The organism is Duganella sp. Dugasp78, assembly GCF_059491455.1.
Window position 1 is genome coordinate 2,688,801 of the sequence record NZ_CP168506.1, and the last position, 22,307, is coordinate 2,711,107.

A 22,307-nucleotide genomic window follows, 5' to 3' on the forward strand; every position below is an offset into this window, starting at 1 on the left:
CAGGTCGGCGGAGGCGGCATGCGGTTCAAAGTGGTTCCATCAAATTTAAACAAGTGGAACTCACAATGATACCAAAATGGGCATATGATGAAGCCATGAATAGCCCAATTGTCATCATTCCCGCCTGTGTGAACCAGATCGGCGCCCACGCCAACCACACAGCCCAGTTCAAATATGTCGCCGCAGTGGCCGATGGAGCGGGTTGTACTCCGCTCATCATGCCGGCCCTGGGCGCGTCCACCGATTTTGAAACGCTGCTGGCGCTGGCCGACGGCGTCATGCTGACCGGCTCACTATCGAACGTGCACGCCAGCCTGTATGGGCAGGAAGTGCAGGACCCCTCGCTGCCGCAGGACGCGGCGCGCGACGCCACCACGCTGCCCTTCATCCGCGCGGCGCTCAAGCGCGGCATACCGCTGCTGGCGATCTGTCGCGGTTTCCAGGAGGTGAACGTGGCGCTGGGCGGCACGCTGCACCAGGCGGTGCACAACGTGGCCGGCATGGCCGACCACCGCGAGCGCAAGGACCAGCCGCTGGATCAGCAGTACGCCGCCGTGCATCGCCTGCGATTGGAGCCTGGGGGGCAACTGGCGCGCATATTGGGCGGCGCTGCCGAAATCATGGTCAATTCGCTGCACGGCCAGGGCATCGCCCAACTGGCGCCATCGCTGGTCGCGGAAGCACGCGCCGACGATGGCCTGGTGGAAGCCTACCGCGTGGCAGACGCCCGTAGTTTCGCCCTCGCGGTACAGTGGCATCCAGAGTGGCGCCTGGCGGAGAATCCAGACTCCGTCAGATTGTTCAAGGCCTTCGGCGAGGCCTGTCGCACATATAAAAACCAACGCTAAAACAGAAAGAGAACCATGGCAATCCGCGAAAATTTTACTTATACCGACATGGACCTGTGGCTCAACGAGAAGCGCGTCACCGAAATCGAATGCCTGGTCCCCGACTTGACCGGCGTGGCGCGCGGGAAGATCCTCCCTCGCGGTAAGTTCACCCAGGAGCGCGGCATGCGCATCCCTGAAGCGGTGCTGGGCATGACCGTGACCGGCAACTACCCGGTGGAAGACGCGGGCTACGACCGCGCCATCTCCACCACCGACCGCGACATGATCCTGAAGGCCGATCCAACCACCATCACCATGGTGCCTTGGGCCACCGACCCAACCGCGCAGGTCATCCACGACTGCTACTTCTCCGACGGCCGCCTGGTCGATTTTGCGCCGCGCTCCGTGTTGCGCCGCGTGCTCAAGCTGTATGCCGACAAAGGCTGGAAGCCGGTGGTGGCACCGGAACTGGAGTTCTACCTGACCGCCAAGAACAGCGATCCCGATCTGCCTTTGAAACCACCGATCGGCCGCAGCGGCCGCGCCGAGACCAGCCGCCAGGTCTACAGCATCGACGCCGTGAATGAATTCGATCCGCTGTTCGAAGACATCTACGATTACTGCGACATGATGAACCTCGACGTCGACACGCTGATTCACGAAATCGGCGCCGGCCAGATGGAGATCAACTTCCTGCACGGCGATCCGCTCGGCCTGGCCGACAAGGTGTTCTTCTTCAAGCGCACCTTGCGCGAGGCGGCGCTCAAGCACGATATGTACGCCACCTTCATGGCCAAGCCGATGGCAGGCGAGCCGGGATCGGCGATGCACGTGCACCAGAGCGTGGTCGACATCAAGTCCGGCAAAAACATCTTCAGCGCCGACGACGGCTCGGCCGCGCCGATCTTCAAGCACTACATCGGCGGCCTGCAACGCTATATGCCGTCGGCGATGGCGATCGTTGCGCCTTACGTCAATTCGTACCGCCGCATCGTGCGCCACACGGCGGCGCCGATCAACATCCAGTGGGGCATGGATAACCGCACCGTCGGTTTCCGCGTGCCGGAATCGGGCGTGCAGGATCGCCGCGTGGAGAACCGTATCATCGGCGCGGACGCCAATCCCTACCTGGCGCTGGCGGTCACGCTGGCCTGCGGCTACCTCGGCATGACCGAGCAGCTGGAGCCTACGCCGATGACCGTCGGCAGCGCCTATGACCTGATGGTCGAACTGCCGCAAGGCTTGCCGGAAGCGCTGCAACTGCTGCGTGGCGAGGACAAGCTGCGCAGTGTGCTGGGCGATCGCTTCATCGACGTCTACGCCGCCATCAAGGATCTGGAGCACCAGGAATTCATGACCGTCATCAGCCCGTGGGAGCGTGAGCACTTGCTGCTGCACGTCTGATCATTTTGAGACAGGAGTCATTATGTCGAACAATTCATTGGCGCCAAGCGCCGCATTGGTCTCGTCGGTAAAAGCCGCCGCGCGTCCGGAGCTGTATGACACCGCCGCCATCCAGAAGCTGGATACGGCACACTATATGCATCCCTTCACCGACCACAAGGCGCTCGGCGAAAAGGGCGCGCGCGTCATGGTGCGCGGCGAGGGCATCTATCTGTGGGACTCGCAGGGCAAGAAGGTATTGGACGGCATGTCCGGCCTTTGGTGTGTCAACGTCGGCTACGGCCGCACCAGCATTTCGGAGGCGGTGTACAAGCAGATGGAGACGCTGCCGTTCTATAACAGCTTCTTCAACACTACCAACATCCCGGCGGTGCAACTGGCCGCCAAGCTGGTGAAGATATCGCCGCCGCAGTTCAACCACGTCTACTTCACCGGCTCCGGCTCGGAGGGCAACGACACCAATCTGCGCATGGTGCGCCGCTATTGGGACGTGTTGAGTTACAAGGAGCGCCATACCATCATCAGCCGCCACAACGCCTACCACGGCAGCACCGTGGCCGGCGCGTCGCTGGGCGGCATGGACGGCATGCACGCGCAGGGCGGCTTGCCGATTCCCGGCATCGTGCACATCGGCCAGCCGAACTATCTGGAATCCGGTCGCGGTATGACGGAGGACGAATTCGGCATCGAGGCGGCTTCGTGGCTGGAGAAGAAAATCCTGGAGGTCGGCCCTGACAAGGTCGCGGCCTTCATCGGCGAGCCGATACAGGGCGCGGGCGGCGTGGTGATCCCGCCGGCCACATACTGGCCGGAGATCCAGCGCATCTGCGACAAGTACGGCATCCTGCTGATCGTCGATGAGGTGATCTGCGGCTTCGGCCGGCTGGGCAAGTGGTTCGCGTCCGAGCTGTTCGGCATCAAGCCGGATCTGATCACTTTCGCCAAGGGCGTCACCTCCGGCTATGTGCCGCTGGGCGGTGTGCTGGTCGGCGACCGGGTGGCCGATGTGCTGATCGAGCAGGGCGGCGAGTTCAATCACGGCTTCACCTATTCCGGTCATCCGGTCGCCTGCGCGGCCGCGCTGGAGAACATTCGCATCATCGAAGACGAGAAGCTGGTCGAGCGCGTCGGCAACGAGACCGGGCCATATCTGAAGAAGCGTTTTGCCGAGCTGGCGGATCACCCGCTGGTTGGCTATGCTGACAGCTGCGGCTTTGTCGCTGGCCTGAACCTGGTGCGTGTCAAAGGCGCGACCGTGCACGAGAACGTGCCCTTCGACGAAGAGCAGGCGGTGGGCATGGTCTGCCGTGGCTATATGTTCAACAACGGCATGATCATGCGCGCCGTGGGCGACCGCATGATCATCGCGCCGCCGCTGGTGATGACCTGCGCCCAGATTGACGAGATGGTTGCGCTGATCCGCCATTGCCTCGACCTGACCTACGCCGACCTCCAGCAGCGCGGCTGGCTGTAAATCCTGAAGTGGAGACGAATATGACGACAACTTCCTGGCACGAGCGGGCGAGCAGCCTGCAAATCGACGGCCGCGCCTTCATCGGCGGCGAGCGCGTTTGGGCCAAATCCGAACAGCAGTTTGAAAACCTGTCGCCGATCGATGGCCGCAAGCTGGGCATGATGGCGCGGTGCGACGGCGCCGATGTCGACCTGGCGGTGGCCGCGGCGCGCGCCGCCTTCGAAGACCGCCGCTGGGCCGGAAAATCGCCGGCGCAGCGCAAGCGCACGCTGATCAAGTTTGCGGACCTGGTGCAGAAATATGGCCCCGAACTGGCGCTGCTCGAAACGCTGGACATGGGCAAGCCGATCAAGTACAGCCAGAGCGTGGACGTGGGCGCGACCGCCAACTGCCTGCGCTGGTACGGCGAGGCGATCGACAAGATCTACGACGAGATCGCGCCGACGGCGGCCAACAGCCTGGCGCTGATCACGCGCGAACCGGTGGGCGTGGTGGCGGCCATCGTGCCGTGGAATTATCCGATGATCATGGCCGCGTGGAAGATCGCGCCGGCGCTGGCCGCCGGGAACAGCATGGTGCTCAAGCCCTCCGAGAAGTCGCCGCTGACGGCGCTGCGGCTGGCGGAGATCGCTCTGGAGGCGGGCATCCCTCCGGGCGTGTTCAATGTGCTGCCGGGTTATGGCCACGAAGCCGGCGCCGCGCTGGGCCTGCACATGGACGTGGACTGCATTGGCTTCACAGGCTCCACCCGCGTCGGCAAGCAGATTTTGCAGATGGCCGGGCAGTCCAACCTGAAGCGGGCCTGGACTGAATTGGGCGGCAAGTCGGCCAATATCGTCTGCGCCGATTGCCCGGATCTCGACAAGGCGGTGGAGGCGGCCATCGGCTCCATCTACTTCAACCAGGGCGAGAGCTGCAACGCGCCTTCGCGCCTGTTTGTGGAAGCGTCGATCAAGGACCGCTTCCTCGAAAAGGCGATGGCGATGATGCCGGACTTCCAGCCCGGCGATCCGCTCGACGAGAACACCGTCATGGGCGCCATCGTCGATGCGACGCAATTGAAGACCGTGATGGGCTACATCGAAACCGGCAAGTCGGGCGGCGCCAAGCTGCTCTCCGGCGGACGCCAGGCGCGCACCGACACCGGCGGCTACTACGTCGAGCCGACGCTGTTCGACCAGGTCGACAGCAGCATGACCATCGCGCGCGAAGAGATCTTCGGGCCGGTGTTGTCGGTGCTGAGCTTTACCGACGTGGAGGACGCGGTCAAGCAGGCCAACGCCACGCCCTACGGCTTGCAGGCCGCCGTGTGGACGGCCGACATCAGCAAGGCGATCCAGACTTCGCGCGCGCTGCGCGCCGGCACCGTGCACGTCAACCAGTACGACGGCGACGATATCACCGTGCCGTTCGGCGGCTACAAGCAGTCCGGCAATGGCCGCGACAAATCGCTGCATGCATTCGACAAATACACCGAGCTGAAAACTACATGGATACAAATCGGCTAGACAGCACGGCGGTCCGTTCGACGGAAGCGCTGCAGCGCGAGCTGGCCTCGAAAGGCGTGCGCTTCGTGTTCGCCCAGTTCACGGACATCCACGGCGCGGCCAAGGGCAAGCTGATACCGTTGGCGAACCTGGACGATATTGTCTCGCCGGGCGCCGGATTCTCCGGGCCGTCGATATGGGGTACGGGCTTGCCGCGCACCGGCCCACGCTCCGAATACTATGGCCGCGCCGACCTCTCCACCTTGAAGGTCATGCCCTGGCTGCCAGGCTACGCGCGCGTGGTGCTGGACGGCCATGTGGCCGGCGAGCCTTTCGATGCCTGCCCGCGCCAGGTATTGCGCCGGCAGGTCGAGCGTCTGGCGCAGCGCGGCTGGACCTTGAACGCGGGACTGGAGCCGGAGTTCTTCCTGCTGCAGAAAGGCGTCAACGGCTACGACGCCGAAGCCGCCGATACGCTGGAAAAGCCATCCTACGACACCAGGAGTTTGCTGCGCCGGCGCGGCTTCATCGAGAAGCTGACGACGTCACTGGACCAGTGCGGACTGGGCGTGTTCCAGATCGATCACGAGGATGCGACCGGCCAGTTCGAAGTCAATTACAAGTACGCCGACGCGCTCAAGGCGGCGGACAATTTCATGCTCTTCAAAATGGCGGCGCAGCATATCGCCGAAGAGGAGGGCATGCTGTTCTCGATGATGCCCAAGCCCTTTGCCGACCGTCCCGGCAGCGGCCTGCATTTCCATTTGTCGCTGGCGAATGTCGCCGGCAAGCCCTTGTTCGCGCTGGGCGAGGAGAGGGAACCGGGCGGGCGCGATCTCGGCCTGTCGTCGCTGGCTTATCACTTCATGGCGGGCCTGCTGCATCACGCGCCGGCGCTGACCGCGTTGTGCGCGCCGACGGTCAATTCGTATAAACGATTAATGTGCGGGCAGTCGCTGTCCGGTACCAGCTGGGCGCCCGCCTTCATCGGCTACGGCGACAACAACCGCACCACGGTCGCGCGTGTGGTCTACCAGCGCATCGAATGGCGCTTGCCGGATAGTTCGGCCAATCCCTACCTGGCGCTGGCCGGCGTGATCGCGGCGGGGCTGGACGGCATCGACCGGGCGCTCGAAGCTGCGGAACCTGTCAATCAGGACGTGTATGAAATGTCCGATGCCGCGCGCGCGGAACTGGGACTGACGCTGCTGCCGCAAAACCTTGGCGTCGCGGCGGCCGCGCTGAAGGCCGACGCGGTGCTGGCCGATGCCTTGGGCACGGAGATCGTCAACGAGTTTGTGGCACTGAAGAGCGCCGAATGGATCGAATACAGTCAACACGTCAGCGCCTGGGAAACCAAGCGCTATCTCGACCGCTTCTAGGAGTAAGCAATGAGTCAGGCCATGAAGGACTTTCTACGCGACCGCAACATTCACGAAGTGGAGTGTGTGATCGCCGACATGACCGGCATCGCCCGCGGCAAGATCCTGCCCAAGGACTTGTTCCTCAGCGAAGGCGAGATGCGCCTGCCCAAGAGCGTATTGCTCAACACCGTCAACGGCGAGCAGCCCAACAACCTGCCTTACGTCGGCGCCACCGATCCCGATATGATCTGCGTGCCGGACCTGGCCACGCTGCGGCAGGTGCCGTGGGCGGCGGAGAACGTCGCGCTGGTGATCCATGATTGCCAGGACTTCGACGGATCGCCGGTCGGCCTGTCGCCGCGCGCCGTGCTACGCAAGGTGCTCAAGCTGTACGCGGAGCGCGGCTGGCAGCCAGTGGTGGCGCCGGAGATGGAGTTCTATCTGGTCGCGCGCAGCAGCAATCCGCACGAGCCGCTGACGCCACCGTTGGGCCGTAGCGGCAAGACGGAATCCGGCCGGCAGTCGTATTCGATCGATGCTGTCAACGATTTCGATCCCTTCTTCCTGGAGCTGTCCACCTTCTGCAAGCAGCACGAGCTGGGCGTGGAGACGCTGATCCATGAGTCGGGCGCGGGGCAGATGGAGATCAATTTCACGCACGGCGATGCGCTGGAGCTGGCCGACCGCGTGTTTCTGTTCAAGCGCGCGGTGCGGGAGACCGCGCTGCGGCACGGGATCTTCGCCACCTTCATGGCCAAGCCGATGGAGACGGAGCCCGGCAGCGCGATGCACATCCACCAGAGCATATTGGATGTCGCGACCGGTACGAATATCTTCAGCCGTGCCGACGGCGAGGCCAGCGATTTGTTCTTCAACTATATCGCAGGGCTGGAACAGTACGCGGCGGCGGCCACGCTGCTGTTTGCGCCGCATGTGAATTCGTATCGGCGGCTGTCGCGCTTCATGTCGGCGCCGACCAATGTCCACTGGGGCTACGACAACCGCACCTGCGGCATCCGCATTCCCAACTCCTCGCCGCTCAACCGGCGCGTGGAGAACCGCGTGCCGGGCGTGGACGTCAATCCTTATCTGGCGATGGCCGCCACGCTGGCCTGCGGCTACCTCGGCATGACGCAAGGCCTGACGCCATCGGCGCCGACCGCCGACAGCGCCGAGCATGTGCACGACCAGCTGCCGCGCAATCTGGAGGACGCCATCCTGCGCCTGCGCGAATGCAAGCCGCTGGGCGAAATCCTGGGTGAGCTGTTCGTCCAGGCCTTCTGCGAAGTGAAGGAGCTTGAATTCGCCACCTACAGCCGCGTGATCAGCTCCTGGGAGCGCGAGCACCTGATGCTGCTGGTGTAACCATGGCCGACACCCGCGACGGATTGAACTGGCCGCGCGCGCAAGCGCTGACCGCCGCCGAGCGCGCCAGCTACATCGCGCGCAATCCCGAATCGGCGCGATTGGCCGGGCACGCCGCACAGCATCTGCTGTTCGGCGTGCCGATGCACTGGATGAACGACTGGTCCACGCCGTTCGCGCTGACGGTGAGCGAGGCCTCCGGCGCGCGCTTCCGCGACGCCGATGGCCACGAATACATCGACTTCTGCCTCGGCGACACCGGTGCCATGTTCGGCCACGCGCCGCAGCCGGTGCTATGGATTTACGGAAGAACTGGCGCGGCGAGTGGAGCGGGCCAAGCGCGATGCGCCCCCCGGTCACTCCGGCGTCGGCACCACGCTAAGCGCCAACATGTTCGCGATGGCCGCGATGCGCGCCAATCTGGAACAGGTGATGACGGCGGACGCCTACCAGCACATGTTCGCGCTGGCGGCCCAGCTAGCGGAAGGCCTGCGCGCCGTGAGCGCGCGCCACAAACTGCCGTGGTGCGTCACCCGGATCGGCGCCCGCACCGAATTCCAGTTCACACCCACCGCGTCGCAACACGGCACGCAGGCGCAAGCGATACTGGACGGCTAGCTTGAGCAGATCATCCACCTCTACCTGCTCAATCGTGGCCTGCTGATCACGCCGTTCCACAATATGCTGCTGGTCTGCCCGGCTACCGGTGAGCGCGACATCAAGCAACTGCTGGTGGCGTTTGACGCCTGCCTGTCCGAATTCGTTTGACGCAGATTAAGCGATGGTTTACAAAATGGTATATTATAAATGAAAATGTAAACCGCAATCGCACGGTTCTGGAGGTAAATCATGATTGGTCAACGGCTGTTCCGGGCGCGTAAGGCGGCCGGCTTATCGTTGCGTGAACTCGCGGTCAAGGTCGATTTGTCTCATGCCGCGATCAAGAAGTACGAAGACGAGTTGGCCGTACCAACTTCTGCCACACTCCTCAAACTCGCGAAGGCGCTGCAGGTTCGGACCGAATATTTCTTCCGGTCAGAGACGGTCGCATTGGAGCGCGTCGAGTACCGCAAGCGTAGTTCCTTGCCCAAGAAGCGCCTGGAAGCCATCGAGCATGAGGTTATCGATCAGATCGAGCGGCGCATCGAGTTGGAGGCATTGTTCCCGACGCCTCCGTTGAAAGAGTTTTCTCCTGTGGCCGGGTTGCCGAAGAAGATATCTGATCTGTCGCAGATCGAAGACGCAGCCGAGCAAGTACGCAATGCGTGGGCACTGGGCTATGCGCCGATTCCTGAGTTGATCGATGCGCTGGAGACGCATGGCATCCGGGTGTTCATGATCGATGCCAATGCGGACCCTAAATTTGATGGCTTGGCGGCTGCCGTTCACAAGATGCCCGTGATCGTGGTTGGCCGTAACTGGCCGGGGGACCTGCAGCGGTTCACGCTGGCACACGAGCTGGGACATTTAATGCTGGCAGGGCGTCTGGCCGAGCACATTGATGAGGAGGTGGCATGCAATCGGTTTGCCGGCGCTTTCCTGGTGCCGCGCCAGTCCGCGTTGCAAGAGTTGGGGCCACGGCGCAGCTTCATCGAACTTAAGGAGCTGGCTTTGTTGAAGGAGGAGTTTGGCCTCAGCATGGGCGGCCTGCTGTATCGCGCCCGCGATCTTGGCATCGTTAGTCCGGCATGGCGCGATGAGCAGGCACGCCAGTTCCGTCTGAAGGGCTGGCATCTGACGGAGCCTGGCGCACCATATCCAGTAGAGCAGCCCCACGTCTTCGAGCAGCTGATATTCCACGCGCTGGCGGAGGACTACATCGGCGAATCCAAGGCGGCGGAATTGATGCGTATGCCGATTAGCGCTTTTCGTAAAATGCGATCACTAGAAAGCGGCAATGCTGCTCCTTATCAGTGACGCCAACATACTGATTGATATGGACGTCGGCGGCTTGTTGGCACCGATGTTCAGTATGGAATATCGGTTTGCCGTACCTGATGTTCTGTATGTAGAAGAACTGGAAGAGCAACACGTCGGATTGCTCGACTTGGGCTTGGTGCCGATGACGCTGGACTCAGATGCGGTGGCCAACGCGATGATGCTCGTACGGCGCTACCCGCGACCGGGGCGTAACGATCTCCTTGCACTGGCGTTGGCGGCTGCGGAAGCATGCCCGCTGCTGACTGGAGACAAGGATTTGCGTGCAGCCGCCGAAGCGGAGGGCGTGGAAGTATGCGGAACGCTCTGGCTGGTGACGGAGATGGTACGAGCAGGGAAAATCTCAAAGACGGTGGCACGGCCGCATATCAGCGCATGCGCGATAGCGGCCGCAGGCTGCCTTGGGATCAGGCCGAGTTACTGCTGGCCGGCCAGGATTCCACAAGACCTTAGAAGCAGTGCTCCAGCGCCGGGAAGCTGCCGTCCTTGACGGCGGTGACGTAGGCGGTGACGGCAGCGTCGATGCTGGTCTGGCCTTCCATGAAGTTCTTCACGAAGCGCGCCTTCCGGCCCGGGAATACGCCCAGCAGGTCGTGCATCACCAGCACCTGACCCGAACAATCGGGGCCCGCGCCGATGCCGATGGTCGGTATCGCCAGCAGCTCCGTCACTTCCTTGCCCAGCTGCGTGGGGATCGCCTCCAGCACCAGCAGCGAGGCGCCGGCGGCCTGCATCTTCAACGCGTCCGCCTTCAGCAGCTCGGCGCTTTCGGTGGTCTTGCCCTGCACCTTGTAGCCGCCCAGCTGATGCACCGATTGTGGCGTCAGGCCGAGGTGGGCGCAGACCGGCACCGCGCGGTCGGTCAGGAAGCGCACGGTGTCGGCCAGCCAGGCGCCGCCTTCCAGCTTGACCATGTGCGCGCCGGCCTGCATCAGCTGCACGGCGTTGGCGTACGCGGTTTCCGGCGTGCCGTAGGCGCCGAACGGCATGTCCGCCAGGATCATCGCCGACTTGCTGCCGCGCGCCACAGCGGCCGTGTGGTAGGCCACTTCGGCCACCGTCACCGGCAGCGTCGACTGGTGCCCATTGCAGACCATGCCCAGCGAATCGCCGATCAGCAGGATCTCGACGCCGCAGCGGTCCATCAGCGAGGCGAAGCTGGCGTCGTAGCAGGTCAGCATGGTGATCTTTTCACCGGCCGCGCGCAGGGTCGCCAGCGCGGGTATGGTGACTGCCTTGTTGGCGACCGCTTTGGCCGGTGCAGGTGCGGTGGTGGCGGCAGGCTTTTGGCTCGCAGCCATTTCGTTTCCTTGCAAATAACCAGACATGGGAAATCCTTTAAAGATGTGATGGCAACTCGATAGTGTAGTCCCGAATACTATCGCGTGCTGGGGAGTCAAATAATGGGGCTGATGCCCTGGTCGGCTACCGCTGCGGCATAGTCCTGCGCCGCGCCGCGGCCGGGGATGTGGATGGCCGGCGCCAGTTCCAGCAGCGGCACCAGCACGAAGGCGCGCTCGGTCATGCGCGGATGCGGCACCGTCAGCGTGGCGCTGGCGATCTGCTGGTCGTCGTACAGCAGCAGGTCCAGGTCCAGCGTGCGCGGGGCGTTGCGGTAGGGCCGCTCGCGGCCATGCGCCTGCTCGATGCCGTGCAGCGCTTGCAGCAGCGCCTCGGCGTCCAGCGTGGTGGCGATGCGGGCCACGGCGTTGATGTAGTCGTCGCCGCTGGAGTCGATCGGCGCGGTGCGGTACAGGCCCGACGCCGCCATCAGCGTGCAGCCGGGCAGGCGTTGCAGGCGCTCCAGCGCGTCGGCCACGTTGCTGCGCGCGTCGCCCAGGTTGGCGCCGATGCCGATGTAGGCGATGGTGAAGGCGAACGGCGCACCATCATCCGGCTGCGCGGTGAGCGCGGCCGAAGGGCTGCCGTTGGTGCTGATGTTGTTCACGATGCGATGGCGCTGCTTAGTCGCCGCCGCCCTGGCCGCCGTCGCCGGAAGCGCCGCCAGCGTTGCCGCCTTCGGCGCCGCCTTTGCTGCGGCCACCGCGACGCGGTGCGCGTTTGCGCTTGGCGCCGCCGGCGCCCGCAGGCTGGTTGGCCGATGCGATCAGGTCTTCGCGGGTGGCCTCGTCGCCTTCATAGAACGCGGTCCACCATTCGCCCAGTTCGGCGTCGATCTCGCCGGAGGCGCAGCGCAGCAGCAGGAAGTCGTAGCCGGCGCGGAAGCGCAGGTGCTCCAGCAGCTTGTGCGGCGACTTGCCGCTGCGGCGCTCGAAGCGCGGCTGCATCGACCAGATGTCGCGCATGTCGGAACCGATCTTGCGCTGCAAGGCCAGCTTCTCGGTCTGCGAATCGAGCACGTCGTCGGCGGCCAGGTGCAGCGCGGGGATGGTCTGCTCGCCGGCGGCGCGGTAGGCGGTCCACTTCTCCAGCACCTGGTGCCACAGCAGCGACGCAAACAGGAAGCCCGGTGATACGGTTTTGCCGGCGTGGATGCGGGCGTCGGTCGAATCGAGCGCCAGCGTCACGAACTTGAAGCCCAGCGGCTGCTCCAGCACCACGTCCAGCAGCGGCAGCAGGCCGTGGTGCAGGCCTTCCTTGCGCAGCTGCTGCAGGCAGGCCAGTGCCTGGCCGCTCATCAACAGCTTGAGCATCTCGTCGAACACGCGCGCCGCAGGCACGTTGTCGATCAGCGAAGCCATGACCGGGATCGGCGCGCCGGTATTCGGTTCGATGGTGAATTTGAGCTTGGCCGCGAAGCGCACCACGCGCAGCATGCGCACCGGGTCTTCGCGGTAGCGCGCTTCCGGCTGGCCGATGATGCGCAGCGTCCTGGCGCGGATGTCCTCCACGCCGCCGTGATAGTCCAGTACCTGCTGGTTGGCCGGGTTGTAGTACATGGCGTTGATGGTGAAGTCGCGGCGCACCGCGTCCTCCGCCTGCGAGCCGAAGGTGTTGTCACGCAGGACGCGGCCGTGTTCATCCTTGGGCGCGTTGTCCAGCGTGGTGCCGCGGAAGGTGGTCACCTCCAGCAAATCCTGGCCGAACATCACGTGCACGATCTGGAAGCGCTTGCCGATGATGAAGGCGCGGCGGAACAGGCGCTTGACCTGCTCCGGCGTGGCGTTGGTGGCGATGTCGAAGTCTTTCGGCTTCACGCCCAGCAGCAGGTCGCGCACGGCGCCGCCGACCACGAAGGCTTCGTAGCCGGCTTCCTGCAGGGTGCTGGTGACGCGCACCGCGTTCGACGACAGCAGGCGCGGATCGATGCCGTGGGCTTCGGGGCCCAGCACCACCGGCGTGCTGGTGTCGCGTGCCTTGCTCTTGGTGCCGAGGATTTTGCGGATCAGTTTCTTAATCATTGAATAGGTCAATTAATGGCCAGCCTTGGGCTGTGGCGTGCGTTTTCAGTGCGGCGTTGGGGTTGGTCGCCACCGGGTGGCTGACGATGGACATCAGCGGCAGGTCGTTGTGCGAATCGCTGTAGAAGTGGACGGTGCCGAAGTCTTCCAGCTTCTTGTCCATCTTCGCCAGCCAGGCCTTGGTGTGCGCGACCTTGCCCGCGCCCTGGGTCGGGGTGCCGAGCAGCTTGCCGGTCAGCTTGCCGTCGGCATCCACCTCCGGCATGGCCGCGATCAGGTGCTCCACGCCCAGCGCCTTGGCGATCGGCGCGGTGACGAAGTGGTTGGTGGCGGTGACGATGGCCACCAGGTCGCCGGCGTCGATGTGCTTTTGCAGCAGCGCGCGCGCCGACGGGCGGATCGCCGGCAGCACCACTTCGGCCATGTACTGCTCCTGCATGGCCTGCAGGCGGTCCTGCGGGAAGGAGGCCAGGGTGCCGAGCGAGAACTCCAGGTATTCCACCGGGTCCAGCGTGCCGGCCTGGTACTGGGCGAAGAATTCATCGTTGCGGCGGGCGAATTCGGCGGCGTCCACCGCGCCGATGCGCACCAGGAACTGGCCCCACTCGTAGTCGGAGTCGATCGGCAGCAGCGTGTGGTCGAGGTCAAATAAGGCTAGGTTCATGCAGGCTTCGTCATTCTTTAGCTTCCGCCTGCAACCACTCGCGCAGCAGCGGCAGGGTGATCGGGCGTTGGGTTTCCAGGGAATATTGGTCCAGAGAGTCCAGCATCGTCGACAGCGACCGCATGTCGCGCTGAAAATGGGACAGCAGGTAGGGTATCACGCCGGGCGACAGCGTCAAGCCGCGGGCGGTGGCGGCGGCGGTCAGCGCGGCCACCTTTTCGTCGTCGGTCAGGCCGTGGATCTGGTAGATCAGGCCCCAGCCCATGCGGGTGCGCAGGTCCTCACGCACCGGCAGCACCGCCGGCGCCACCGCGCCGCTGCACACCATGAAGGCGTGGTTGGCGCGGATTTCATTGAACAGCGCGAAGGCGTCGATCTGCGCCAGCGGCGACAGCTTCTCGCAGTCGTCCAGCAGGTACAGGTCCACCTCCGGCGAGTAGACGAATTCGGACTCGATGGAAAACGGCGAGATGTAGCGCGCGCGCAGCTGCTCGGCCTCGCCGCCGGCGCTGGCCAGGGCCTTGAGCAGGTGGGTCTTGCCGACCCCGCCGGCGCCCCACAGGTAGGCGAAGTGCTCGCGCGACGTGCGGTCGGCGAACTGCGCCATCAGCGCTGCCGCTTCGGCATTCTGTCCCACCTCGAACGATGCGAGGCTGTGCGCCTGGTCCGCGCCTAAATCGAGCACCAGCTGTTTCATGGCGTTCGCCTGTTTGTAATCTTTTGCATAACGTTTTTCTGTTCCACGTCACGCATTATAGAAGCTGCTGCTCAGGTAGTGGCGGCGCAGATGCTTAAATGCCACCATCAGCACCGCCGAAGCGGGCAAGGCCAGCAGCACGCCGACAAAGCCGAACAGCTGGCCGAAGGCCAGCAAGGCGAAGATCACCGCCAGCGGATTGAGGCCGATGCGTTCGCCCACCAAGCGCGGCGTGAGGAAGAAGCCCTCCAGCACCTGGCCGGCGCCATAGATGCCGGCCACCGCGATCACGCCGCTCCAGTCGGTAAATTGCAGCACCGCCGAAATCAGCGCCAGCACCAGGCCCAGGCCGAAGCCCAGGTAGGGGATGAACACCAGCAGGCCGGTGATGATACCGACCGGCAGCGCGACGTCGAAGCCGGCGATCGCCAGCGCCGCCGAGTAGTACACCGCCAGCACGAACATCACCAGCAGCTGGCCGCGCAGGTACTGGGCCAGCAGGGTGTCGACCTCCTCGGCCATATTCATGGTGGCGCTGATCCAGCGGCGCGGCACGGCGCCGGCGATGCGGGCCAGCATCGGGTGCCAGTCCAGCAGCAGGTAGAACAGCACCACCGGGATCAGCACCAGCGTGGCGATCCAGCCCAGCACCGCGGTGCCGCCGACGCGGGCCGAATTGAGCACGGCGGTCCAGATCTCGTCGCCGCTGGTGGCCATCTGCTGCGACACCAGCTTCTTGATACCGTCGCTGTCGAGGCGCACCTTGACGCCCATTTCCTGCAGCTTGGGGCCCAGCAGGTCGTTGGCCTTGGCCAGGAAGGCGGGGATCTGCGCCTGCAGCAGGGGGATTTCCTTCTGCAGCACCGGCACCACGATCAGCACCAGCGCGGCGATGGCGGCGAAGAACAGCACCACCACGATCAGCACCGACAGCGCGCGCGGCACCCGCATTTTCAGGCGGCCCAGCCGTAGATGCAGGTGGTCGAGGAAATCGACGCCCGGATTGAGTGCGTAGGCGATGATGGCGGCGGCCAGGAAGGGCGTCAGCACCGGGCCCAAAGTGACCAGCAAGAGGAAGAATGCCGCCCAGACCGCTACCCAGAATGCCGTTTGCTTTTGCTCTACCGAGAGGGGAAATGGCATGGAAAGTGATTTAGATGGTTAAAAACGGCTGTTGGACGGGGCATTTTGATAAAATAGCGGATTGACCGGGTTATTGCGCTGCTTTTTGCGCATTTTCGTAGTTTTTTAATACGAAACAGGTCTCCGCCTTCTATTTTACCGCCTCCGCTGCGAAATACACCATGAGCCAAACTTCTAATGTTTCCCTGTCCTACCGTGACGCCGGCGTCGATATCGACGCGGGCGACGCTTTAGTCGAAGCGATCAAGCCTTTTGCCAAGCGCACCCTGCGCGAAGGCGTGATGGGCGGCTTGGGCGGTTTCGGCGCCATGTTCGAGATCAGCAAGAAGTACAAGGAGCCGGTGCTGGTCTCCGGTACCGACGGCGTGGGCACCAAGCTGAAACTGGCGTTCGAGCTGAACCGCCACGACACGGTCGGCATCGACCTGGTCGCCATGAGCGTCAACGACATCCTGGTGCAGGGCGCCGAGCCGCTGTTCTTCCTCGACTACTTCGCCTGCGGCAAGCTGGACGTGGCCATCGCCACCGACGTCATCAAGGGCATCGCCCAGGGCTGCGAGCAGGCTGGCTGCGCGCTGATCGGCGGCGAGACGGCGGAAATGCCGTCCATGTACCCGGCCGGCGAATACGACCTGGCTGGCTTCGCGGTCGGCGCGGTGGAAAAATCGCAGATCATCGACGGCACCAAGATCGCTCCGGGCGACGTCATCCTGGGCCTGGCCTCGTCGGGCGTGCACTCCAACGGCTACTCGCTGGTGCGCAAGATCATCGAAGTGGCCAAGCCGGACCTGGAAGGCGACTTCCACGGCCGCAGGCTGGCCGACGTGCTGATGCAGCCGACCCGCATCTACGTCAAGCCATTGCTGGCGCTGATGGCCTCGATGGAAGTCAAGGGCATGGTGCACATCACCGGCGGCGGCCTGGTCGAGAACATCCCGCGCGTGCTGCAGCCTGGCCTGGTGGCCGAGCTGAACGGCAAGTCGTGGACCATGCCGCCGCTGTTCACCTGGCTGCAGCAGCACGGCGGCGTGGCCGACGCTGAAATGCACCGCGTATTCAACTGCGGCATCGGCATGACCGTCATCGTCTCGAAAGAAAACGCCGCAGCCGCCATCGCCCAGCTGCAAGCTGCCGGCGAGACCGTCTACACGATCGGCGCCATCCGCGCCCGCGTCGGCGACGAACACCAGACCATCGTTGTTTAAGCGATAGTTATTTTCCTGAAAAGCGGACCACGCCCCGGCGTCGTCCGCTTTTTTTTTACCCCGCACGGCCAAGCGGGGACGGACCCCATGCGGGGTCCGTCCCCTAAGCGGCGCGGCTCGCGTATCGCAAAAAGCACACGGGGTTAAGAGACGCCTATGACCTTTAAAAAAATTCTCGGCATGCTGGCCGTCAGCTGCTGCGCGGCGGCGCACGCCGCGCCGTTGACGATCCTGGTGTCGATCGACGGCATGCGGACCGACTACCTGGAGCGCGGCGTCACGCCCAACCTGAACCGGCTGGCCGCCGGCGGTGCGCGGGCGGTGGCGATGCGGCCCTCGTTCCCCTCGATTACCTTCCCGAACCACTACACGCTGGTGACCGGACTGCGGCCCGACCATCACGGCATCGTCGACAACAATATGGAGGACGCGGCGCTCCCCGGCGCGCGCTTCAGCCTGGACAACCCGGCCGCCGTCACCGACCGCCGCTGGTGGGACCAGGCCGAGCCGGTGTGGGTGACGGCCGAGCTGCACGGCATCCGCAGCGGCACCATGTTCTGGCCCGGTTCGGAGGCGGCGATCCACGGCGTGCGGCCGACGGTGGCGCCGCAGTTCAACGGCAAGCTGCCGGCCACCGCGCGCACCGAGCGGCTGTTGTCGTGGCTGGGCCGTGCGGACGTGGAGCCGCTCGGCTTCGCCACCTTGTACTTGGATGATGTCGACCATGCCGGCCACACCTACGGCCCCGCCGCAGAGCAGACCACGGCGGCCGTGGCGGTGGCGGACCAGGCCGTCGGCCAGCTGCTGGACGGGCTGGCCAAGCGCCATCTGGACGCCAACATCGTGGTCGTCTCCGATCACGGCATGGCGCCGGTGAGCCTTGACCGCGTGGTGCGCATGGACCGGCTGCTGCCGGAGGGCAGCTACCGCAAGGTGGTCAGCGGTCCGTATGCCGGCATGGAAGCGATGCCCGGCCGCGAAGCGCAACTGGCGGCGGCGCTGCTCAAGCCGCTGGAGCATATGCAGTGCTGGCGCAAGGACGAGCTGCCGGCGCGGCTGGCGTACGGACACAATGCGCGCGTGCCGGCCTTTCTCTGCCTGGCCGAGACCGGCTGGATGCTGACCTTCGGCGACATGGCGCGCATGAAGGGTGGCGCGCACGGCTACGACAACGCGGCGCCGGAGATGGGCGCCATCTTCATCGCCGCCGGCCCGGCCTTCAAGCCGGGCGTGGTGTTGCCGGCGTTCGACAACGTGGATGTCTACCCGCTGCTGATGCGCCTGCTGAACCTGGCGCCGCTGCCGTCCGACGGCGACATCACACCGCTGCTGCCGGCGCTGGCGCCGTAGGTGTAAGTCGCCAAGCTCTTAATGATTTTCTTTCGAACCAAGTTGTGAGGGATCGAGCCCGATTTTCTGGATGCTGCCATCAGATGCGTATTCCAGAGGAGCGGTTGTGATCGAGCGACGATATGAATTCCCGCCGGGCAGTAGGCTATCGTGATAGAACACCAGACTTTTCCCATCGTGCTCGACGATCGAGTGGTGATTGGTCGAGATTTTCAGATAATCGATGATCACACCCCGGTAGGTGAATGGTCCCATTGGCGACCCGCCAGTCGCATAGGCTATCTGTCCTGGCCACCCCGTTGAGAAGCTGAAATAATAAACGCCAGCGTGTTCGTGCAAAAACGGCGCCTCGCCGTATTGGCTACCTTCCGGCATATTCTGGATGACCACGTTTTTGATCGCTCCATCGGTACTCGTCATATCCGATCCGAGTTTGACTACCTTGGGAACACGCGTGCCAAAGTACATGTAGGCTTGGCCGGAATTGTCGACGAACACAGCAGGATCGATAGGTTCATCCCCAGCGTTTGAGTCGCGTGCCTTGTCGACCAGCGGGGTCGTTCTCGCATCACTGTATCCGCCATCAGGACGGTCTGAAACTGCCACACCGATCTTGTCCCCTCCAACCGGGGCATAGAAATAATACTTTCCATTGCGATGCGCTACTTCGGGAGCCCATGCCTTGGCATCGGACCGGGCCCATTTGAACACCGTCACGGATAAGGGAATGCCGGCATCGGTCCAGCTCAAACTGTCCGGCGAAGTGTACAAGCGCCAACTGGTCGAGTCCCAATATTTTCCGGAGTTTGACGCATCGTCCGTGGCGTACACGTAGAACTGGCCCCGGTCTTTATCGCTGAAAAAATGCGCGGACGGATCGGCACTGAAGCGCGGCGATATAGGCTGTGCTGCGATCGAAACCGCCGGGATTGCACACACGAGCATCAAAATAGCGGAATACCTCATTTATTTCCTCCTCAGGACGTTAGGCATCGCCACGACAGTCACCACTGACATCGGGCGCGAATGTATGGACAACCTGCTGGTGCATGATGCAGGTTTCGAATTCGCGAGGCTGTCTTCTGCCTGCGTGATAAAAGTTTGGCATGTCAATTTGCCGCCTTTTGCATCGGGCAACCGGATGTCCAGCATGCGCGAAACGATACCTGGATTGACTACCACTATGGCGACTTCATGCGTCTTCGGATTCTCGGCCACCAACGTATCCGGGTTATCGGATTTCAAGAACCGATATCCTGGCCTGATGAATTTGGTGAAATTGGCAAACGCCCAGAATTTCTTAGTGAGCTGATATTCCGGTCGCTCCAGATTTGAAAAGTCAGCCTTGATTAATCCCCAGTTCGAGCTGTTCTTGGGATCGGCAGACCTGTTTTCTATCGCTTGCCATAGAACCCAGGCGCGCGGGCTCATACTGTTCATGTCAGTAATGATCTGCTGCGCCAGCGCGATGGCTGGACGCATGTCGTTGCTGTCTTCACGTACATTGGCGGGCGATAAATCGGTTTCGGACATCCACAACCTTTTCCCGGAAGTTTCCGCAATATCCCTGACCCCACTTTTTCCTATCCATTCGTAGCTGTGGACGTTGATTTGTTGGATGACAGCTTTCGCATCGGCGGACATGCCAGCCCAATCAACAAAGAGCGTCTGAGGATTTGTTTCGTCCGGCCCGGAGATTTCTGTCTGCATTCCGTTTTCCCGCAACACCTGGGCCAGCGCAATGTACATGCGCGACTGCGCTTCCGGCGACCAGTGAGCGCCTTCCTGCGTGTTCGTGGAAAACCAATAGGGCGTATTGGGCTCGTTGATCGGAGACAGTGTTCTGAAACGGATACCATGCCGCCGCTCGAGTTCAGCTGTTACTCGCGCCAGATACCTCGAAAATTGAGTTTCAAAACCTGGAGCGAGATTGTCCTCCAGCGCATTGACGTGCCCCGAAACCTTGCCGCTGCGGGTCATGAAATATGGCGGAGAGTTTGAAAACGCCTCCAGAATCAAGTCCTGCGGCGCTACGCGGGCTTTTATCGCATCAAGCCACCAGCGCTGTCCCGCATCTGCAGACCAGTCCCAGGCATCTTCGGAGTCCGGATTCCACTCATCTGTCCCGGATCGCTCGCCCGGCTTGCGCCAGAATCCAGGAACGTCCGCACCGAGCCGCAAATACGAAGCTGTCTCGGGCGCATTGCCGCCGCCAATGTTGTATCGTGCGATATTGAGTGCCAGACCGTCCCGTCCATAGAGCAAGTCGGCTAACTGGGTGCGATGTGGCTCGGCGAATCTCCCGCTCACATGGGCAAACCAGGCCAGAGCGGTTCCCCATCCTTCGAATGGAAGACCCGGATGCCGCCAGTCGACGTTAACCACCGCGGACACATTCAGCGACTTTTCGTCCTTGTTTTCTGCATGCGCACCGCTACGAAGGAGACACAGTGCCATGAAAGCCATACACGGTAACGATAGTGAACGGGACTTCATAAGCGAGTTTCCATTGCCGAGGTAAGCTTGTTTTCTTTTATGTAGACGGCATGATCCGAAAGTCTCGAAACGATTTGTTTAAAGTTGCGCTCAAGCTTGCTGTACGCAGCGGCGAGCACCGCATCATCTTGCAGGGCCATCGTCGGCATGTAGGTTCTTGGTCGAATTCCTTGCCCCAAAAGGACGGCATGCCACGACGTGCTTGGGAACAGTTCTTCGGCTGCCAGGTTCAGTTGTCCGCGCTCACGGAACAGCTCAATTCTTTCCCGCAGACTGTCCGGTATCTGCATGGCTTTTACGTAGCGCCACAATTCCGAGTCTTCGCGTTCAGTAGCGTGGTAATGCAAGATGAGGAAGTCTTTGACATCTTCGATTTCCCGCATTGCGTCTTTGTTGAAAGCCTGTGCACACAACGGAGAAAACCCCGCATCGGGAAAATATCGAATGAGTCGCTGGATGCTGGATTGAATTAAATGAATGCTGGTGGACTCCAGCGGCTCGAGAAACCCGCTGGCAAGCCCGATGGATACCACGTTCTTGTGCCAAGGTGTTCTACGCCTTCCTGCTGTGAACTTGAGACGGTTGACCGGGGCCAGTGGCTTCCCCTCCAGCCCATCCAGCAGACACCGCTCTGCCGCTTCGTCCGTGGCAAATTCGCTCGAATACACCACGCCGTTACCAACGCGGTGTTGCAAAGGTATCCGCCATTGCCAACCAAAAGGCTGGGCCGTGGAGATCGTATAGGGCGTCAGTGCCAGCTTCTGTTCACAAGGCACCGCACACGCGCGATTCATGGGCAGCCAACGCGACCAGTCTTCATATTCGACACCCATCTCCTGCCCAATAAGCATTGCGCGCATTCCGGAGCAGTCGATAAACAAGTCACCGGAAAGCAGCTCGCCCGACTTCAGCTTCAGAGCGGTGACATGCCCGTTTTCAGAATCACGTTCCGCCGTCAGCATGTCGCCAATCTTGTGCGACACCCCGCGCTCCAGGCAGAGCCCCTTCAAATATTTCGCATAGCGGCCAGCGTCGAAGTGATAGGCCGACTGGAGATGCTGCAGCGGATCGCCTGGCCGTTCAGACGGGGGCGCAAATACATTGCTTCTCGCTGCCAAGGTACATAGCGAGAATTCGGAAAAGTCGGGAACCTGCCCCTTGTCCTTCAAGCGCAGCCAGTATTGGAAGAAGTAGCCAATGTCGCGCTCCACCCCATACGAGCCAAAAGGGTGGAAGTACTTTGAACCTTCCTTCAGCCAGCCGCGAAATTCGATGCCTAGTTTGAACGTCGCCCCGGTGGCGCGCATGAACTCGGCTTCATTAACGCCTATCATTTGATGGAACATGCGGATCGGCGGAATCGTCGCCTCTCCAACACCCACCGTGCCTATGGCGTCGGACTCGACCAGGATGATCTCGACGGCCCGGCCAAATGTGTGGGACAACGCGGCCGCTGTCATCCATCCGGCGGTACCACCGCCGAGTATCACCACTTTAGAAATCCATCTATCCTTGACCATTACACTCC

At 62.7% G+C, this 22,307-nt stretch carries 19 protein-coding genes and 1 pseudogene; 11 read left to right on the top strand and 9 right to left on the bottom strand.

The genetic code is table 11. The features are described 5' to 3' along the window. Positions 1-95: 95 nt before the first annotated feature. The 9 genes and pseudogenes from ACEN9O_RS11890 to ACEN9O_RS11930 all read left to right on the top strand — a co-directional run bounded on the left by ACEN9O_RS11890 (position 96) and on the right by ACEN9O_RS11930 (position 10,352). Positions 96-848 carry a gamma-glutamyl-gamma-aminobutyrate hydrolase family protein gene (locus tag ACEN9O_RS11890; protein WP_495617743.1) on the top strand — a complete coding sequence of 251 codons (753 nt, stop codon included), beginning with the start codon at positions 96-98 and terminating at the stop codon, positions 846-848. Between the two features lie 15 nt (positions 849-863). After that, positions 864-2,234: a glutamine synthetase family protein gene (locus ACEN9O_RS11895; protein WP_495617744.1), complete on the top strand. Its 1,371-nt coding sequence runs from the start codon at positions 864-866 to the stop codon at positions 2,232-2,234. Between the two features lie 22 nt (positions 2,235-2,256). Then, positions 2,257-3,708 (top strand): aspartate aminotransferase family protein, encoded by a 1,452-nt coding sequence (locus ACEN9O_RS11900; protein WP_495617745.1) that lies wholly within the window; start codon positions 2,257-2,259, stop codon positions 3,706-3,708. 20 nt (positions 3,709-3,728) lie between these two features. Then, positions 3,729-5,216, top strand: coding sequence for an aldehyde dehydrogenase (locus ACEN9O_RS11905; RefSeq protein WP_495617746.1), 1,488 nt, complete (start codon positions 3,729-3,731; stop codon positions 5,214-5,216). Beyond that, positions 5,198-6,577 carry a type III glutamate--ammonia ligase gene (gene glnT, locus ACEN9O_RS11910; RefSeq protein WP_495617747.1) on the top strand — a complete coding sequence of 460 codons (1,380 nt, stop codon included), beginning with the start codon at positions 5,198-5,200 and terminating at the stop codon, positions 6,575-6,577. Before ACEN9O_RS11905 ends, glnT begins: the two co-directional genes overlap by 19 nt. Before the next feature lie 9 nt (positions 6,578-6,586). Beyond that, complete coding sequence (locus ACEN9O_RS11915; RefSeq protein ID WP_495617748.1) at positions 6,587-7,924, top strand: glutamine synthetase family protein; 1,338 nt, start codon at positions 6,587-6,589, stop codon at positions 7,922-7,924. Positions 7,925-7,926: 2 nt separating this feature from the next. Next, positions 7,927-8,692, top strand: a pseudogene (locus ACEN9O_RS11920) (PLP-dependent aminotransferase family protein). A gap of 81 nt (positions 8,693-8,773) precedes the next feature. After that, on the top strand, positions 8,774-9,841 hold the full coding sequence (locus ACEN9O_RS11925; RefSeq protein WP_495617749.1) for a helix-turn-helix domain-containing protein: 1,068 nt from the start codon (positions 8,774-8,776) through the stop codon (positions 9,839-9,841). Next, a complete protein-coding gene (locus ACEN9O_RS11930; RefSeq protein WP_495617750.1) occupies positions 9,822-10,352 on the top strand; it encodes a PIN domain-containing protein in 531 nt (176 codons plus the stop codon). The genes ACEN9O_RS11925 and ACEN9O_RS11930 overlap by 20 nt, the downstream gene beginning before the upstream one ends. Here the strand turns inward: ACEN9O_RS11930 and panB are convergent. The 6 genes from panB to ACEN9O_RS11960 form a co-directional block, all read right to left on the bottom strand. Next, positions 10,312-11,163, bottom strand: a complete 852-nt coding sequence (gene panB / locus ACEN9O_RS11935; protein ID WP_495617751.1) for a 3-methyl-2-oxobutanoate hydroxymethyltransferase — start codon at positions 11,161-11,163, stop codon at positions 10,312-10,314. The genes ACEN9O_RS11930 and panB overlap by 41 nt on opposite strands. A gap of 95 nt (positions 11,164-11,258) precedes the next feature. Beyond that, positions 11,259-11,729 carry a 2-amino-4-hydroxy-6-hydroxymethyldihydropteridine diphosphokinase gene (gene folK / locus ACEN9O_RS11940; protein ID WP_495618462.1) on the bottom strand — a complete coding sequence of 157 codons (471 nt, stop codon included), beginning with the start codon at positions 11,727-11,729 and terminating at the stop codon, positions 11,259-11,261. A gap of 97 nt (positions 11,730-11,826) precedes the next feature. After that, positions 11,827-13,224, bottom strand: a complete 1,398-nt coding sequence (gene pcnB, locus ACEN9O_RS11945; RefSeq protein ID WP_495617752.1) for a polynucleotide adenylyltransferase PcnB — start codon at positions 13,222-13,224, stop codon at positions 11,827-11,829. Continuing rightward, the gene (locus ACEN9O_RS11950; RefSeq protein ID WP_495617753.1) at positions 13,217-13,888 is read right to left on the bottom strand and encodes a histidinol-phosphatase; all 672 of its coding nucleotides are present in this window, start codon (positions 13,886-13,888) and stop codon (positions 13,217-13,219) included. Before ACEN9O_RS11950 ends, pcnB begins: the two co-directional genes overlap by 8 nt. A 10-nt stretch (positions 13,889-13,898) precedes the next feature. Then, a complete protein-coding gene (hda, locus tag ACEN9O_RS11955; RefSeq protein WP_116992108.1) occupies positions 13,899-14,585 on the bottom strand; it encodes a DnaA regulatory inactivator Hda in 687 nt (228 codons plus the stop codon). 48 nt (positions 14,586-14,633) lie between these two features. Beyond that, positions 14,634-15,728, bottom strand: coding sequence for an AI-2E family transporter (locus ACEN9O_RS11960; RefSeq protein WP_495617754.1), 1,095 nt, complete (start codon positions 15,726-15,728; stop codon positions 14,634-14,636). A gap of 161 nt (positions 15,729-15,889) precedes the next feature. Here ACEN9O_RS11960 and purM point away from each other — a divergent pair, with 161 nt between their 5' ends. Together purM and ACEN9O_RS11970 are read left to right on the top strand one after the other, a co-directional pair. Then, entirely contained in the window at positions 15,890-16,933 is a 1,044-nt protein-coding gene (purM, locus tag ACEN9O_RS11965; protein WP_495617755.1) for a phosphoribosylformylglycinamidine cyclo-ligase, read from the top strand. A 156-nt stretch (positions 16,934-17,089) separates the two neighbouring features. Next, on the top strand, positions 17,090-18,283 hold the full coding sequence (locus ACEN9O_RS11970) for an alkaline phosphatase family protein (RefSeq protein WP_495617756.1): 1,194 nt from the start codon (positions 17,090-17,092) through the stop codon (positions 18,281-18,283). Between the two features lie 18 nt (positions 18,284-18,301). Here ACEN9O_RS11970 and ACEN9O_RS11975 read toward each other — a convergent pair whose 3' ends face one another. Genes ACEN9O_RS11975 through ACEN9O_RS11985 form a run of 3 tightly spaced genes read right to left on the bottom strand, consistent with a single transcriptional unit; the run spans position 18,302 to position 22,299 of the window. Next, complete coding sequence (locus ACEN9O_RS11975; protein WP_495617757.1) at positions 18,302-19,249, bottom strand: family 43 glycosylhydrolase; 948 nt, start codon at positions 19,247-19,249, stop codon at positions 18,302-18,304. After that, entirely contained in the window at positions 19,250-20,749 is a 1,500-nt protein-coding gene (locus ACEN9O_RS11980; protein ID WP_495617758.1) for a glycoside hydrolase, read from the bottom strand. It abuts the gene before it with no gap. A 26-nt stretch (positions 20,750-20,775) separates the two neighbouring features. Then, the gene (locus ACEN9O_RS11985) at positions 20,776-22,299 is read right to left on the bottom strand and encodes a tryptophan halogenase family protein (protein ID WP_495617759.1); all 1,524 of its coding nucleotides are present in this window, start codon (positions 22,297-22,299) and stop codon (positions 20,776-20,778) included. Positions 22,300-22,307: the final 8 nt, after the last annotated feature.